We start from the raw sequence: 16,223 nt of genomic DNA, 5'->3' as shown, positions 1-16,223 counted from the left end.
CGCGCGCTCGGATGAGAGGATTTTAGTGACCAATCGCCTCGCGACTGCTGCGGTGCTGCCCAATGCGGGTGTGCCGACGCGTGTGAGTGCGCTGGTCTTCGCCGCCAAAGCGAACCTGCTCCGCGCGCGGCGCGCCCTGCGGGACGTGACGCCGGGCCTCGCACCCCTGCGCCACACCCGCGCCGCCGACCTGGTGGACGCGCCGATCCTGGCGACGGTTCGCACGCCGCTCTGGACGAGCGCGGGCGGCGAGAAGGACCGGCTGCTCAACGCCGGCAAGATCCAGAATCTGCGCTCTGCCTTGCGCGGCCTGGACGGGATCGAGGTCGAGGCTGGTCGCACACTCAGCTTCTGGCGCCAGGTCGGCCGTCCCGTCCGCCGGCGCGGTTTCGTCCCGGGCCGCGAGCTGCGCGAGGGCTGCATGATCGCGACGATCGGCGGCGGGCTGTGCCAGCTCTCCAATGCGCTGTACGATGCCGGGCTTCAGGCCGGGCTCGAGATCGTCGAGCGCCATGGCCATACCCGCATCGTCCCCGGCTCACGCGCCGCGGCAGGGCGCGACGCCACCGTGTTCTGGAATTATCTCGATCTCCGGATGCGCGGGCCAAGGCCGTTCCGGATCGAGGCACGCCTGACTGCAGACGATCTCGAGCTGACGATCCGCGGCTACGGCCCGCAAACAGACGCGCCCGAGCCGAATTTCTTCGCAGGGGTGGCAGCGCATGATTGCCTGAGTTGCGGACAGGCCACCTGTCATCGCCACAATCCGGACAGCGAGACCGCCGCGCCGCCAACCGCCTGGCTGGTCGATGGAGCGACACCGGAATTCACAGCTTTGTGCCGAAAGCGTGCCGGCCCCGATGACAGGCTCCATCTCGCCACCCGCCGCTTCGGCGCAAGCGCCCGCGCATGGCCCCGCCTCGGCGCGGAGCAAACCGCCGATCTCGCCGCCATCCGCCGCTCGCTTGCCCTCCGCGCAGCGCCGGCGAGAACACCCCGCGCGGGCCTGCTGCTCGCCGCCGATGCGCGCCTCGCCGCCGCGCATGCCCGGCGCCTCTCGCCGGACTATACGCACCTGATCGTCGCGCAGGCGCTTCTTCCCCATCTGTGGCTCTCCGGCGCGCTGCAAGGCCGCAGCTTCGAGGTTCTGATGGACCGGCTGCCGATGAGCGTACTTCACAGCGCGCTGGACGAAGCCCTTGGGCGCCATCCCGAAAGCACCACCCTCGGCGATTTTCGCGCTCCCGATCTGATCGTGACAGCGGAGCGCGAGGCATTGGGAGCGGCAGCCGGCCTGATCACCGCACACCGCGCCGTGGCCGCGCTGTTCCCGACCGATCGTGTCGAGCTTCTGGACTGGGAACCTGCCACACCCCTCACGGCGCAGCGAGGCGGCCGGACATTCCTCTTCGCCGGCCCTGCCCTCGCCCGCAAAGGCGCCCACGCCATGCGCGAGGCAATGCAGGGCCTCGACATCGAGCTCCTGATCCAACGCGGCGCTGACGAAGAACCCGGTTTCTGGTCCGGCCTGAACGTCCGCCTCCTCCGCCCGCACGAGGAGCCGCCTGAACTCGCCGGGGTAGTCCTCCCTGCCCTTGTCGAACATCGGCCGCACACCCTATTGCGAGCGCTCGCGGCGGGATTGCCAGTCATCGCGACAGCGGCATGCGGGCTGCCGCCCCAGCCCGGACTGGCACTGGTGGCACCCGATGACAGCGACGCACTGCGCGCGGCGCTGCTCGCGATAATGCCGGCGATCTGACGCCCGAGATTGACTTTCCCGCCAACCTCGCTAACAGCGCCCCCTCGCTCGCCAGACGTTCGCGTCTGACGAGTCACCGTCCGAGACAGTGGGTGGCCGGAATCCTCCGGCCTTAATCTCCCACCGAGACGGGGAATGGAATTTTAGCCGCTCGCGCCCAGGCGCGACGGTCTGCTGTTCGCTCATGCGCTCAGTTCCCATGCCCCAATCGACGGACAACCCGGATGCGCGGGTTAGTCGCGCCTCCGGTTCAACCGGCCCACTGGCTTCGGCCAGCGGGTCAGACACGTGGAGAATGGCATGGATCGTGCTCAAAAGACCGAGCTCGTCGCCGAACTGAACCGCACCTTTTCCGAGGTCGGCGTGGTGGTCGTCACCCGCAATCTCGGTCTCACCGTCGCACAGTCCACTGTGCTGCGGAACAAGATGCGCGACGCCGGCGCGACCTATAAGGTCTCGAAGAACAAGCTTGCCAAGATCGCGCTCGACGGCACCGACTATCTCTCGCTGGGCGATCTGCTCACCGGGCCGGTAGGCCTTGCCACCTCGATCGATCCGGTCGCCGCAGCCAAGGTTGTGGTCGATTTCGCGAAGACGAACGACAAGTTCGAAATCGTCGGTGGATCGATGGGCGCGACTGTCCTCGACGTCGAAGGAGTGAAGGCGCTCGCATCGCTGCCCTCGCTGGATGAACTGCGTGCCAAGATCCTGGGCCTCCTGGTTGCACCCGCAACCAAGCTCGCGACCGTCACCCAGGCTCCCGCGGCTCAGCTCGCACGCGTGCTCATGGCCTATGCCGACAAGGACAAGGAAGCTGCCTGATTTCAGGCATCCGACGACTTTTTGAACTGAACTGATCGGGGCCGATGCGCCCCATATGGAGAATGAACATGGCAGACCTTAACGCGCTGGTTGACCAGCTGAGCGCCCTGACCGTCCTCGAGGCGGCCGACCTTTCCAAGCTGCTCGAAGACAAGTGGGGCGTTTCCGCCGCCGCTCCCGTCGCACAGATGGGTACCAACAACGCCGGCCCGGCAACGCCGGAAGCGGAAGCACAGACCGAGTTCGACGTGATCCTCACCGGCGACGGTGGCAAGAAGATCAACGTCATCAAGGAAGTCCGTGCGATCACCGCGCTCGGCCTGACCGAAGCCAAGACGCTCGTCGAGTCGGCTCCCAAGGCCGTCAAGGAAGGCGTGTCGAAGGACGAGGCCGAGAAGATCAAGAAGCAGCTTGAAGAAGCTGGCGCGACCGTCGAGATCAAGTAATCTCGATCTTCGGATTATCCGAAAAAGAAAATGGGGCGGCCTCGCAAGAGGTCGCCCCTTTTTGATTCATGCTAGCCATGAGACGAACCACTGGCGCCACTAGGCAAGAATTGCAGAATGGGGCTGGCCACTGGGCCCGGCTAAATCTGCTGCCTCAATACGAGACTTGTGCTACCGCGTTTCAGTGGCTGGTAACGTAGAATTGTCCTGAACGATTCGTTACGAGCGATTTCTGCCGGGGATGGCAGTATTGGCAGACGCATTCGGATTCTCGGTGTTTTCGTCCCGATTTCTCGAATGCTTCAAACGGGGAGGACTTAAGTCCATGAACAGATTGATCAAGATGCTGAGCGTTGCCGCGACGGCGATGCTCTTCGGCCTGTGCTTCGCCGCACCGGCAAGTGCGCAGGCGACCCGGACCTGGATTTCGGGTGTCGGTGACGATGCCAATCCCTGCAGCCGCACCGCACCCTGCAAGACCTGGCAGGGCGCGATCTCGAAGACCGCGGCCACCGGTGAGATCGACTGCCTCGATCCAGGCGGCTTCGGTTCGGTCACCATCACCAAGTCGATTACACTCGATTGCGCCGAGGGCGAAGGCGGGGCAGCCGGCGGGATCCTGAATTCCGGCGTCTCGGGCGTCATCATCAACGATCCGAACGGTGGAACGGCACCCACCATCAAGGTGTACCTCCGCAACCTCAACATCGATGGCGCGGGCACCACTGTCGGCACCTATGCCGTGCGCTTCCTCAGCGGCAAATCGCTGACGATGCAGAATGTCCTCATCAACAACCAGGGCACCGGCAACGTCCCGGCGGTCAGCTTCGAGCCCAGCGCGGCAAGCGTCGGCGCGAAGTTGGTAATGAAGGATGTCTTTATCAGCAACACGATCGGCAACGGCGTCCAGTTCACCTCAGTCGGCGGCGTCGCCATCGGCGGCATGCTGGACAATGTGACGATCTCCGACGCGAATATGGCGCTCGAAGTCAACGACGGCGCCACGGTGACCGTGGTCAACAGCAACTTCTCGTACAATGTCGGGCGCGGCGTCGAAGCCAACTCGATCGGCGGAGTGATTGGCGAGACGGTCAATCTCGATGGCGTTACCATCGCCGGCAATCTCAATGTCGGCGTCGCCGCTCTGGCCGGCGCGACCATCCGGATTTCCAATTCGGGCATCTATGGCAATAGCCAGGGCCTGAAGACGAACAGCGGCGGCACGATCCAGTCGTTCACCAATAACCGGCTCGGCCCGGACGCTGGCAATATCGGCCTCCCGACGACGTCGGTAGTTCAAAAATAACCTTTAGCCGATCTGCCGGGGCGATGATCGCCCCGGCAGGTTGCGGTCATTCCAATCTTACTCGATGGCGGCCGGTTGCGATCGGCCGCTTTTTTGTGGGTAGCCGACTTCAACCGGTCAGCTGCGCACGGAAACCGTATAGGCCAGCTGAACCACCTCGCTGTGCATGCGCGGCGGGCCGTCAGCTCGGAAAGGGGCCATCTTCGCGCCCTCGCCGCGATTGATCCCGATCACGAACGAATTCGCGGTCTGCCCGGCGCCACCATCCCATTCATAGCGCAGGTTGATCGCGAGAACCGGGATAAATAGCGCCCTGCCCTCCACGGTCATCACGTTCAGCGCGTCCCTGGGCACCATCGCCATGCCGTCGAGCGCCGCCGTCGCGCCCGGCGCAATGTCGAACGGATCGGTGACGGGCTTTTCGATCGGCGCGGCAAACAGCGCCTGAAGCAGCGCATCCTGCTGGACACCTGCGGTCAGGATGCGGACATCGGTCGTCACCAGGCGCGCCGGGGCCTCGCCGGAATTGGTGACCAGGATCTGATACTCGACAGCGGCGCTGAGCAAATTGGTGCCGGCGCGCTTCGCCTTCAGCTCGATATCCAGGCTCGCCCGCGCCAGGACCTGCTGGGTTGCCACCGGAGCCACACCCAGCGCCGCCGGGGCCGCTTCAGCCGGATAAGCCGCGGAGACAGGCTCCGCTTGCGGCGGTGGTGCAGGCGGCGATGCCGGCGCCGGAGGCGGCACTGCTGGTGCTGCCGGTCGCGGAGGCAAGACAGGGGGCGCGTCCGCCGCGCCGAGATCGAATGTTGTGCGCGCGTGCCGTTCGGGCGCMGGCTCGTCGGCAATTTCTTCGCGTCGACGGATCCAGAGATAGGTCAGCCAGCCCAGCAGGAACAATGTCGCGGCGCCGCCGCCGATCGCCGCATAGGCCTGCCAGCCATTGAGTCGATAGCCGCGATCGAGATCGGGCGCCGCCGGCGATGGTTCGCTGGTGGGCTCAGGGATCGGGGGCAGCACGACCGGCGGCAACGACTCGGCCGTAGGCATGTCCGTTGGAATCGGACTCGGCTCAGGGGTCGGCACCGCAGTGGGAAGCGCCACCGGCGGGGCCACGGGCTGTGGTTGCGCCGCCGGTGCCGGCGTTGGTGTCTGAGCCGGCGCCCGCGTCGGTGTGGGTGTTGGGGTCGGTGCAGCTGCGCGAGGATTACGCGCCTGAGTCGGGGCAGGCGTCGGCAGCGTGCGGACGACCGGCGGCGGGATGGATGCAGCTGGCGGCGTCTGGGCGGGGCGCGGCACCTGCGATGCACCGCCCGGCTGCAAGCTGAAATGCTCGAGTCCGGGGACGAGCGCAGGGCTCGGCGCCGGCGTTGGAGCCGGCGTCGGCTGGCTGGTCTGGCCCCAGGCTGGTTCCGTCGCGGTCACTATCGCCGCGCCCAGCACCAGCATCGAACAGGCTCGCACCCGGCGAGCGGCTTTCTTGGTTATCGTCCCCACAAGACTGCCTTAGCGTGCCATTCCTGAATGCGATACGACAAGGAACGGCCGCACGACAAATCGCCCCCTGAATACGACGGGGCCCGCCCTTCCCTCGCGGAAAGAACGGGCCCGGCATGTGCATGGCCAATGTCAGGCCTGGATCACGCGTGCTCGGGATGACCGTACAGGCGCGCTTCGACCTCGTCATGCATCCCGCGTTCGGCCAGCATGAATGGCGACATTGCGGGCGTTCCCTCTTCGCTCAAGCCAATGGTGAAGGACGCCGAGGTGCGGCCTTCGCGGCCATCCGCCAGCATGTAACGCGCGTCGGCGATGACCACAGGGAGGATCGCCCCGCTGGTTGTCTCCATCAACTGAGCCTTGGGCAGCGCAAGCGTCGCATCCACCCGCGCACCTTCGCCCGGCTCGATCGTGATGGGGTTCGCGCTATCGTCGTGATGGTCGCCACGCTCGATCAGCATCCGCTCCATCTCTGATTCGCTTCCCGGCTCGGTCGCGAACAGGAAGGTCGAGATCCGGACGCCCTCGGCCTTGACCGATCCGGAATTGCCGACGGTCAGCTCGATCTCGACCACCGCCTCGTCAGCGCTGATCCCGGCACGCACCGGGCGGAGCGCGAATTCGAGCCAGGGCCGGTCAGCAACCGGGGCATCAGCCGCGGTCAGCTCGGCAACCTCGTCCGCTTCCGCGTGAGCCACCGTGCTTTCCTCAGCTGCAACCGGCAGGGGCACATCATACACCGGCTCTTCATTGGCTTCGGCAAGCGGAGCGGCACGCAGGAATTGTGGAGCCTCGGCCGGCGCGAACGCAGGTTCGGCGCGGATGGGAGCGGGGGCCGGCTCCGGCTGAACCTCGGGCGACGCGACATAGGGTTCTTCATAATAGGCCTCGGTATCGGCATCGGCGCGGCGGCGGCGCACGACGAACAGGCCGATTGCGCCGAGCACGATCAGCAGGCCCAGCACCCATGGCCAGATCGGAGTGGCCTCAGTCGCCGTCTCAGTCGTGGCAGCGGGCGCAGGCGCGGGTGCGGCCGCTTCGGGCGCGGGCGCCGCTGGTGCCGCTGCCTCGGGCGCGGGCGCTGCCGGCGCGGGCGTGACCGCCGGAGCCTCGACAGGTGCGGCTGCCGTTGGAGCCGGCACGGCCTCGGCCGGTGCGGGGGCGCGAGCGGCACGGACCGGACGCGGCGCCGGGCGCGCCGCCTGGGTGGTGCGGGTGCGAGCAGTCGTGGTCGTCGTCCGCGTTGCGGTCGTCGTCGCAGTTGTAGGCGTCGGTTCGGACTGAGCGGGCGTCGCGGGCGCAGCATCAGTGACGGTCGGGACGACCGGCGGCGGGGTCACCACCACGGGCGGCGCTGTCTGCACCGCCGGCGGCGCGGTCGCCGGAACGTCCTGCGCGAAACCAGGTGCGGCGAGCAGCAGGGTGGCTGGAACAAGCGCGGCGAACGCGCGGCGATTTGGGGTGCGGGGGTTTTTCATAACGGGGAGTCAATGAAGGGAACCCGCAATCGGGCCCGCGTCCGGAACGGAATCGCGCCCAGCCGTTTCGGGCGGTCGATGAATCGAAATATGTCAACCCATTTGACAGACTCCAACACGCTCCCTATATCGCGCTCCTCACCACAGCTTTCGGGAAATGACGTGCCGTCGCGCAGCATGTCGATCGTATTGGAGGATGTGGTTTCAAAAGACGCCCAAAGCTGCCGTTTTCCGCTGAGGAGAATGCGCGGCTTTTTGCGTCTTTACGCGTGCCCGCCCGGTGGATTCCGGGCATGATTTCTGGCTGATAGGGCAAAAAACTCCATGGCGACCAAGGCAATCGAGGGCGGCACGCTTAAGCGCCGCATCCGCAAGGTGTTCGGCAACATCCACGAAGTGGTGCAGATGCCGAACCTGATCGAGGTTCAGCGCGAATCCTACGAACAGTTCCTGCGGTCTGATCCCTCGATCGGCTATGTGTCCGGTCTCGAGAAGACTCTCCGCTCGGTCTTCCCGATCCGCGATTTCGCCGGCACCGCCGAGCTCGACTTCGTCAACTATGAGCTCGAGCCCCCCAAGTTCGACACCGACGAGTGCCGCCAGCGCGGCATCACCTATGCGGCGCCGATGCGCGTTACGCTGCGCCTGATCGTGTTCGAGGTGGACGCCGATACAGAGGCCCGGTCGGTCCTCGATATCAAGGAGCAGGACGTTTACATGGGCGACATGCCGCTCATGACCCAGAACGGCACCTTCATCATCAACGGCACAGAGCGCGTGATCGTCAGCCAGATGCACCGTTCGCCGGGCGTCCTGTTCGATCATGACCGCGGCAAGACCCACGCTTCGGGCAAGTACCTGTTTGCGGCGCGCGTCATTCCGTATCGCGGTTCGTGGCTCGATTTCGAGTTCGACGCGAAGGACATCGTCAACGTCCGTATCGATCGCAAGCGCAAGCTGCCGGTCACGGCGCTGCTCTATGCGCTCGGCCTTACCTCGGAAGAGATCCTCAATTACTTCTACAACCGCGTGACCTTCGTTCGCGGCCAGGGCGGCTGGATCATCCCGTTCCAGGCCGAGAACTGGCGCGGCCAGAAGCCGATGTTCGACATCATCGATTCGAAGACCGGCGAAGTCGTGTTCCCGTCGGGCCAGAAGATCAGCCCGCGCGCCGCCAACAAGGCAGCCAAGGACGGCCTCACCGACCTGCTGATCCCGACCGAGGAAATCTTCGGCCGCTATTCGGCCTATGACCTGATCAACGAAGCCACCGGCGAAATCTATATCGAAGCCGGCGACGAAGTGTCGGGCGAGAATCTCGAACTGCTCGACAAGGCCGGCATCGACCGGATCGAGCTGCTCGACATCGATCATGTCGCAACCGGCCCGTGGATCCGCAACACGCTCAAGGCCGACAAGGCCGAAGAGCGCGAACAGGCTCTGTCCGACATCTACCGCGTCATGCGCCCCGGCGAGCCGCCCACGCTCGAGACCGCTGAGTCGCTGTTCAGCGGCCTGTTCTTCGATCCCGACCGCTACGACCTCTCGGCCGTTGGTCGCGTCAAGCTCAACATGCGCCTCGACCTCGACGCCGAGGACACCGTCACCACGCTCCGCACCGAGGATATCCTCGCGGTCGTGAAGACGCTTGTCGATCTGAAGGACGGCAAGGGCGACATCGACGATATCGACAATCTCGGCAACCGCCGCGTGCGCTCGGTCGGCGAGCTGCTCGAGAACCAGTACCGCGTCGGCCTGCTCCGCATGGAGCGCGCCGTGAAGGAGCGCATGTCCTCGGTCGATGTGTCGACCGTGATGCCGAACGACCTGATCAACGCCAAGCCAGCAGTCGCCGCGGTCCGCGAGTTCTTCGGTTCCTCGCAGCTCTCGCAGTTCATGGATCAGACCAACCCGCTCTCCGAAGTGACGCACAAGCGTCGCGTTTCGGCGCTCGGGCCGGGCGGTCTCACCCGTGAGCGCGCCGGCTTCGAAGTCCGCGACGTTCACCCGACGCACTATGGCCGCATCTGCCCGATCGAGACGCCGGAAGGCCCGAACATCGGCCTGATCAACTCGCTCGCCAGCTTCAGCCGCGTCAACAAATACGGCTTTATCGAGACGCCGTACCGCAAGGTCATCGATCACAAGGTGACCGACGACGTCGTCTATCTGTCGGCGATGGAAGAGGCCAAGCACACGATTGCGCAGGCCAACGCGGATCTCGACAAGTCGGGCGGTTTCACGGAGGAGCTCGTCTCTTCGCGTCAGGCAGGCGAATTCCTGATGGCGATCCCGGACAACATCACGCTGATGGACGTCAGCCCCAAGCAGCTCGTCTCGGTCGCGGCATCGCTCATTCCGTTCCTGGAAAACGATGACGCCAACCGCGCGCTGATGGGCTCGAACATGCAGCGTCAGGCCGTGCCGCTGGTGCGCGCCGAGGCGCCGTTCGTCGGCACCGGCATGGAAGAGACCGTTGCGCGCGATTCGGGCGCCGCGATCTCGGCCAAGCGCTCGGGTATCGTCGATCAGGTCGATGCGGCCCGTATCGTGGTTCGCGCCACGGGCGAGGTCGAGGCCGGCCAGTCGGGCGTCGATATCTACACGCTGATGAAGTTCCAGCGCTCGAACCAGAACACCTGCATCAACCAGCGTCCGCTGGTGAAGGTGGGCGAAGCGGTCCGTGCCGGCGACATCATCGCTGACGGCCCATCGACTGAGTTCGGCGAGCTGGCCCTGGGCCGCAACTCGCTCGTCGCGTTCATGCCCTGGAACGGCTACAATTATGAGGATTCGATCCTCATCTCCGAGCGTATCGTGAAGGACGACGTCTTCACCTCGATCCATATCGAGGAATTCGAAGTCATGGCGCGCGACACCAAGCTCGGGCCGGAAGACATCACCCGCGACATTCCGAACGTCGGCGAGGAAGCACTTCGCAACCTCGACGAGGCGGGCATCGTCTATATCGGCGCTGAGGTTGAGCCCGGCGACATCCTGGCCGGCAAGATCACCCCCAAGGGTGAATCGCCGATGACGCCGGAGGAAAAGCTCCTCCGCGCCATCTTCGGTGAAAAGGCGTCGGACGTGCGCGATACCTCGCTCCGCCTGCCGCCAGGCGTTGCCGGCACCGTCGTCGAGGTCCGGGTGTTCAACCGCCACGGCATCGACAAGGACGAGCGCGCGATGGCCATCGAGCGCGAGGAAATCGAGCGCCTGAAGAAGGACTCGGACGACGAACGCTCGATCGTGAACCGCGCGACCTGGTCGCGGCTTCGCGAGATGCTGCTCGGCCAGACCGCAACCGCCGCGCCGAAGGGCCTCAAGAAGGGCGTCGTCATCGATGCCGACCTTCTCGACAGCGTTGACCGCCACGAGTGGTGGAAGTTCGCCGTCGCCGACGACAAGGTCCAGGGTGACCTCGAAGCGGTGAAGACCCAGTATGACGATGCGGTGAAGCTCATCACCGACAAGTTCCACGATCGTCGCGAGAAGCTGGAGCGGGGCGACGAGCTCCCGCCGGGCGTGCTCAAGATGGTCAAGGTCTTCGTCGCGGTGAAGCGCAAGCTGCAGCCAGGCGACAAGATGGCCGGCCGTCACGGCAACAAGGGCGTCATCAGCCGCATCCTGCCGGCGGAGGACATGCCCTTCCTCGCCGACGGCACCCCGGTCGATATCGTGCTGAACCCGCTGGGCGTGCCGTCGCGCATGAACGTCGGACAGATCTTCGAGACCCATCTCGGCTGGGCCGCTCGCGGCCTCGGCGGACAGATCGCCCAGGCGCTCGAGGATTGGCGCGAAGCCAATCCGGAAGCCAAGGCCGGTCAGATGCCAGAGGTGGTCCGCGATCGTCTGAAGACGGTGTATGGCGAGCAGTATCACGGCGAAATCGACGCCCGCTCGGCGGAGGAGATCATCGATCTCGCCGAGAACCTCAAGGGCGGCGTGCCGATGGCGACGCCGGTGTTCGACGGTGCCCGTGAGGCTGACGTTTCGGCGATGCTCACGCTCGCCGGGCTCGACACCTCGGGTCAGTCTGACCTGTTCGACGGACGCACCGGCGACCAGTTCGATCGCAAGGTGACGGTTGGGTATATCTATATGCTCAAGCTTCACCATCTCGTGGACGACAAGATCCACGCGCGTTCGATCGGGCCGTACAGCCTCGTCACCCAGCAGCCGCTGGGCGGCAAGGCCCAGTTCGGTGGGCAGCGCTTCGGCGAGATGGAGGTCTGGGCACTCCAGGCCTATGGCGCCGCGTACACGCTGCAGGAAATGCTGACGGTGAAGTCCGACGACGTTGTCGGCCGCACCAAGGTCTATGAGGCGATCGTCAAGGGTGACGACACGTTCGAGGCCGGCATCCCCGAGAGCTTCAACGTGCTGGTCAAGGAAATGCGGTCGCTGGGTCTGAACGTCGAGCTGAAGAGCGTCGAGCAGTTCGACTCGGACGGCGTCGCGATCGCGGCGGAATGATGGATCGGGCGCTGCTTTCGGGCAGCGCCTCTTCCCCCGCCCGCACAGAATTTTTCCCTGGAGGGAATTGAGACATGAACGAACTGACCAACTTCGCAAATCCGGTCGCCAAGGCCGAGACCTTTGACCAGATCCAGATCGGCATCGCGTCGCCTGACCGTATCCGCTCGTGGAGCTTCGGCGAGATCAAGAAACCGGAGACCATCAACTACCGCACGTTCAAGCCGGAGCGAGACGGCCTGTTCTGCGCGCGCATCTTCGGTCCGATCAAGGATTACGAGTGCCTGTGCGGCAAGTACAAGCGCATGAAGTACAAGGGCATCGTCTGCGAGAAGTGCGGCGTCGAGGTTACCGTCTCGAAGGTCCGCCGCGAGCGGATGGGCCATATCGAGCTCGCAGCCCCGGTCGCGCATATCTGGTTCCTGAAGTCGCTGCCGTCGCGCATCGGTCTGTTGCTCGACATGCAGCTCAAGCAGCTCGAGCGCGTGCTGTACTTCGAAGCTTATATCGTGATCGAGCCCGGCATCACGCCGCTCGAAAAGTATCAGCTGATGACCGAGGACGAGCTCCTCGACGCGCAGGATGAATATGGCGAGGACGCGTTCTCGGCCGGCATCGGCGCCGAGGCGGTCCGCATCATGCTTCAGGACCTCGATCTCGAGGGCGAGCGCAAGGAGCTCCTGGAGGAGCTCGCGGTCACCAAGTCCGAGCTGAAGCCCAAGAAGATCATCAAGCGGCTGAAGGTCGTCGAGAGCTTCATCGATTCGGGCAACCGCCCGGAATGGATGATCCTCGAGGTCGTGCCGGTCATCCCGCCCGAGCTGCGCCCGCTGGTGCCGCTCGACGGTGGCCGCTTCGCGACGTCGGATCTGAACGATCTGTATCGCCGCGTGATCAACCGCAACAATCGCCTCAAGCGCCTCATGGAGCTGCGTGCGCCGGACATCATCGTCCGCAACGAAAAGCGCATGCTGCAGGAAGCCGTTGACGCCCTGTTCGACAACGGCCGCCGTGGCCGCACGATCACCGGTGCCAACAAGCGTCCGCTGAAGTCGCTGTCCGACATGCTCAAGGGCAAGCAGGGCCGCTTCCGCCAGAATCTGCTCGGCAAGCGCGTCGACTATTCGGGCCGCTCGGTCATCGTGACCGGTCCTGAGCTCAAGCTGCACCAGTGCGGCCTGCCGAAGAAGATGGCGCTCGAGCTGTTCAAGCCGTTCATCTACGCCCGCCTCGACGCCAAGGGTCTCTCCATGACCCTGAAGCAGGCCAAGAAGTGGGTCGAGAAGGAGCGCAAGGAAGTCTGGGACATTCTCGACGAAGTCATTCGCGAGCACCCGGTCATGCTCAACCGCGCGCCGACGCTTCACCGTCTCGGCATCCAGGCGTTCGAGCCCGTGCTGATCGAGGGCAAGGCGATCCAGCTTCACCCGCTGGTCTGCTCGGCCTTCAACGCCGACTTCGATGGTGACCAGATGGCCGTCCACGTCCCGCTGAGCCTCGAGGCCCAGCTGGAAGCGCGCGTGCTGATGATGTCGACCAACAACATCCTGTCGCCAGCGAACGGCAAGCCGATCATCGTGCCGTCGCAGGACATGGTGCTTGGTCTCTATTATCTCTCGATGATGAAGGAGGATGAGCCCGGCCAGGGCATGATGATCTCCGACATGTCGGAAGTGCATCAGGCGATCGAGGCAGGTGCTGTGACGCTCCACACCAAGATCATCAGCCGCGTTCCGCAGACCGACGAGAAGGGCGAGCAGTACCTCAAGCGCTACGAGACCACCCCGGGCCGCATGCTGCTCGGCGAGTGTCTCCCGAAGAGCTCGAAGGTGCCGTTCGACACCGTCAACCGCCTCCTCACCAAGAAGGATGTGGGCGACGTGATCGACGAAGTCTATCGCCACACCGGCCAGAAGGAGACCGTGCTGTTCGCTGACGCGATCATGGCACTGGGCTTCAAGCACGCCTTCAAGGCGGGCATCTCGTTCGGCAAGGACGACATGATCATTCCGGACGCCAAGGTTCCGCTGGTCGACGAGACCCGCGCCCTGGTGAAGGACTTCGAGCAGCAATATCAGGACGGCCTGATCACGCAGCAGGAGAAGTACAACAAGGTGATCGACGCCTGGAGCCGTTGCGGCGATCAGGTGGCGAACGCCATGATGGACGAGATCAAGTCGGTGAAGAAGCTGCCGAACGGCCGCGAAGCCCCGATCAACTCGATCTACATGATGGCCCACTCCGGTGCCCGTGGTTCGCAGGCGCAGATCAAGCAGCTTGCCGGTATGCGCGGCCTGATGGCCAAGCCGTCGGGCGAGATCATCGAAACGCCGATCATCTCGAACTTCAAGGAAGGCCTGACCGTCCTTGAGTATTTCAACTCCACCCACGGCGCCCGGAAGGGTCTCGCGGATACGGCGTTGAAGACCGCGAACTCGGGTTACCTCACCCGCCGTCTGGTCGATGTGTCGCAGGATTGCGTCATCATCGAGCTGGATTGCGGCACCGAGCGTGCGCTTGAAATGCGCGCGATCGTTCAGGGCGGCTCGACCATCGCATCGCTCGGCGAGCGTATCCTGGGCCGCACCACGGCCGAGGACATCATCGATCCGAAGACCAACGAGGTCGTCATCCCGTCGGGCACCCTGCTCGACGAGCCGATGATCACGCGGATCGAGGCGATCGGTACCCAGTCGTGCAAGATCCGCAGCCCGCTGGTTTGCGAGACGAAGATCGGTGTCTGCGGCAAGTGCTACGGGCGCGATCTCGCCCGCGGCACGCCGGTGAACATCGGCGAGGCTGTCGGCGTCATCGCCGCTCAGTCGATCGGCGAGCCTGGCACCCAGCTGACGATGCGGACCTTCCACATCGGCGGCGCGGCGCAGCTCAACGAGCAGTCGAACCTCGAGGCGGTTGCCGACGGGACGATGGAGTATCGCGATCTTCGCATCATCATGGATCAGCGCGGCCGTCGCGTCGTGCTGAGCCGTTCGGGCGAACTCGCGATCGTCGACATGGACGGGCGCGAGCGGGCGGTGCATCGCATTCCCTACGGTGCTTATGTCCTGTTCGATGATGGCCATATCGTCACCAAGGGCGACCGCATGGCGGAGTGGGATCCGTTCACCATGCCGGTGATCACCGAGAACCCCGGCATCGTGAAATATGTCGATCTGATCGAGGGCAAGACGCTCACCGAGCAGGCCGATGAAGCGACAGGCATCTCGCAGCGCGTGGTCATCGAATATCGCGCCGGCACCAAGTCTAAGGAGGATCTGCGTCCGCGCCTGACCCTGCTCGACTCCGGTTCGGGCGAAGCGGGCCGCTACATGCTCGCACCGGGCGCAACGCTCTCGGTCGAGGACGGTGCGCAGGTTTCGGGCGGCGACGTGCTGGCGCGTGTCTCCCGCGAGGCTGCCAAGACCCGCGACATCACCGGCGGTCTGCCGCGGGTGGCGGAGCTGTTCGAGGCGCGCAAGCCGAAGGAGAATGCGATCATCGCAAAGGTCTCGGGCCGTGTCGTGTTCGGCAAGGATTACAAGGCCAAGCGCAAGATCGGCATTCAGCCCGAGGATGGCGGCGAGGTCGTCGAGTATCTGGTGCCGAAGTCGAAGGTCATCGACGTCCAGGAAGGCGATTACGTCAAGCGCGGCGACAATCTGATCGGCGGCTCGCCCGATCCGCACGACATTCTCGAGGTGCTCGGCATCGAGCCGCTCGCTGAATATCTCGTGTCGGAAATCCAGGAGGTCTATCGCCTCCAGGGCGTGAAGATCAACGACAAGCACATCGAGGTGATCGTTCGCCAGATGCTGCAAAAGGTCGAGATCACGGACGGCGGCGACACCACGCTGCTGGCCGGCGAGCAGGTCGATCGCGACGAGATGGACGACATCAACTCGAAGATCGACAAGAAGCAGACCCCGGCCCAGGGCAAGCCCGTCCTGCTCGGCATCACCAAGGCGTCGCTGCAGACCCGCAGCTTCATCTCGGCGGCGTCGTTCCAGGAGACCACCCGCGTCCTCACCGAGGCGGCGGTCCAGGGCAAGCAGGACCAGCTGATCGGGCTGAAGGAAAACGTCATCGTCGGCCGGCTGATCCCGGCAGGCACCGGCGCCGGCATGAACCGGCTCCGGGTTGCGGCTTCCAGCCGCGATGCCGCGCTTCGCGTCCAGCAGCGCCGTCTGGCGGAAGTTGCGCTCGTCGCTCCGAACTCGGCCGCTGAAGAGCGGGCCGCCGAGCTCACCCGGGATGTCCGCAACGACACGGGCGACGACGCGCTCGCCTCGGTTACCCCTTCGGGCCACGGCACCGATGAGGATGCCGGCGAGTATCTGAACAGCTGATCCCAGTCGTTCAGGACCGACACGAAAAGGCCGCCGCCCGAGCAATCGGGCGGCGGCTTTTTTTGATCAGGTTCCAATAGAGGCTGG

The 16,223-nt window shown here is 64.8% G+C and carries 8 protein-coding genes; 6 read left to right on the top strand and 2 right to left on the bottom strand.

Annotation, left to right across the window (positions count from 1 at the left end; genetic code table 11):
* Positions 1-25 precede the first annotated feature (25 nt).
* The 4 genes from AC1DVS_RS12500 to AC1DVS_RS12485 all read left to right on the top strand — a co-directional run bounded on the left by AC1DVS_RS12500 (position 26) and on the right by AC1DVS_RS12485 (position 4,336).
* The gene (locus AC1DVS_RS12500; protein WP_478023427.1) at positions 26-1,762 is read left to right on the top strand and encodes a VanW family protein; all 1,737 of its coding nucleotides are present in this window, start codon (positions 26-28) and stop codon (positions 1,760-1,762) included.
* A gap of 300 nt (positions 1,763-2,062) precedes the next feature.
* Entirely contained in the window at positions 2,063-2,584 is a 522-nt protein-coding gene (rplJ, locus tag AC1DVS_RS12495) for a 50S ribosomal protein L10 (RefSeq protein WP_478023425.1), read from the top strand.
* Between the two features lie 68 nt (positions 2,585-2,652).
* Positions 2,653-3,030 carry a 50S ribosomal protein L7/L12 gene (gene rplL / locus AC1DVS_RS12490; protein WP_478023424.1) on the top strand — a complete coding sequence of 126 codons (378 nt, stop codon included), beginning with the start codon at positions 2,653-2,655 and terminating at the stop codon, positions 3,028-3,030.
* A gap of 325 nt (positions 3,031-3,355) precedes the next feature.
* A complete protein-coding gene (locus AC1DVS_RS12485; RefSeq protein WP_478023423.1) occupies positions 3,356-4,336 on the top strand; it encodes a hypothetical protein in 981 nt (326 codons plus the stop codon).
* A gap of 117 nt (positions 4,337-4,453) precedes the next feature.
* On the opposite strand, the gene AC1DVS_RS12480 is transcribed toward AC1DVS_RS12485, so the two are convergent.
* The gene (locus tag AC1DVS_RS12480; RefSeq protein WP_478023422.1) at positions 4,454-5,800 is read right to left on the bottom strand and encodes a hypothetical protein; all 1,347 of its coding nucleotides are present in this window, start codon (positions 5,798-5,800) and stop codon (positions 4,454-4,456) included.
* Positions 5,801-5,976: 176 nt separating this feature from the next.
* On the bottom strand, positions 5,977-7,314 hold the full coding sequence (locus tag AC1DVS_RS12475; RefSeq protein WP_478023421.1) for a hypothetical protein: 1,338 nt from the start codon (positions 7,312-7,314) through the stop codon (positions 5,977-5,979).
* 324 nt (positions 7,315-7,638) lie between these two features.
* Between AC1DVS_RS12475 and rpoB the strand changes: the two genes are divergently transcribed.
* Together rpoB and rpoC are read left to right on the top strand one after the other, a co-directional pair.
* A complete protein-coding gene (gene rpoB, locus AC1DVS_RS12470; RefSeq protein WP_478023420.1) occupies positions 7,639-11,790 on the top strand; it encodes a DNA-directed RNA polymerase subunit beta in 4,152 nt (1,383 codons plus the stop codon).
* A 74-nt stretch (positions 11,791-11,864) separates the two neighbouring features.
* Positions 11,865-16,136: a DNA-directed RNA polymerase subunit beta' gene (gene rpoC / locus AC1DVS_RS12465; protein WP_478023418.1), complete on the top strand. Its 4,272-nt coding sequence runs from the start codon at positions 11,865-11,867 to the stop codon at positions 16,134-16,136.
* Positions 16,137-16,223 lie beyond the last annotated feature (87 nt).

It is taken from the genome of Sphingomonas sp. P3_C5 (genome assembly GCF_056402635.1).
This window is presented reverse-complemented; position numbering and strand designations above follow the sequence as displayed.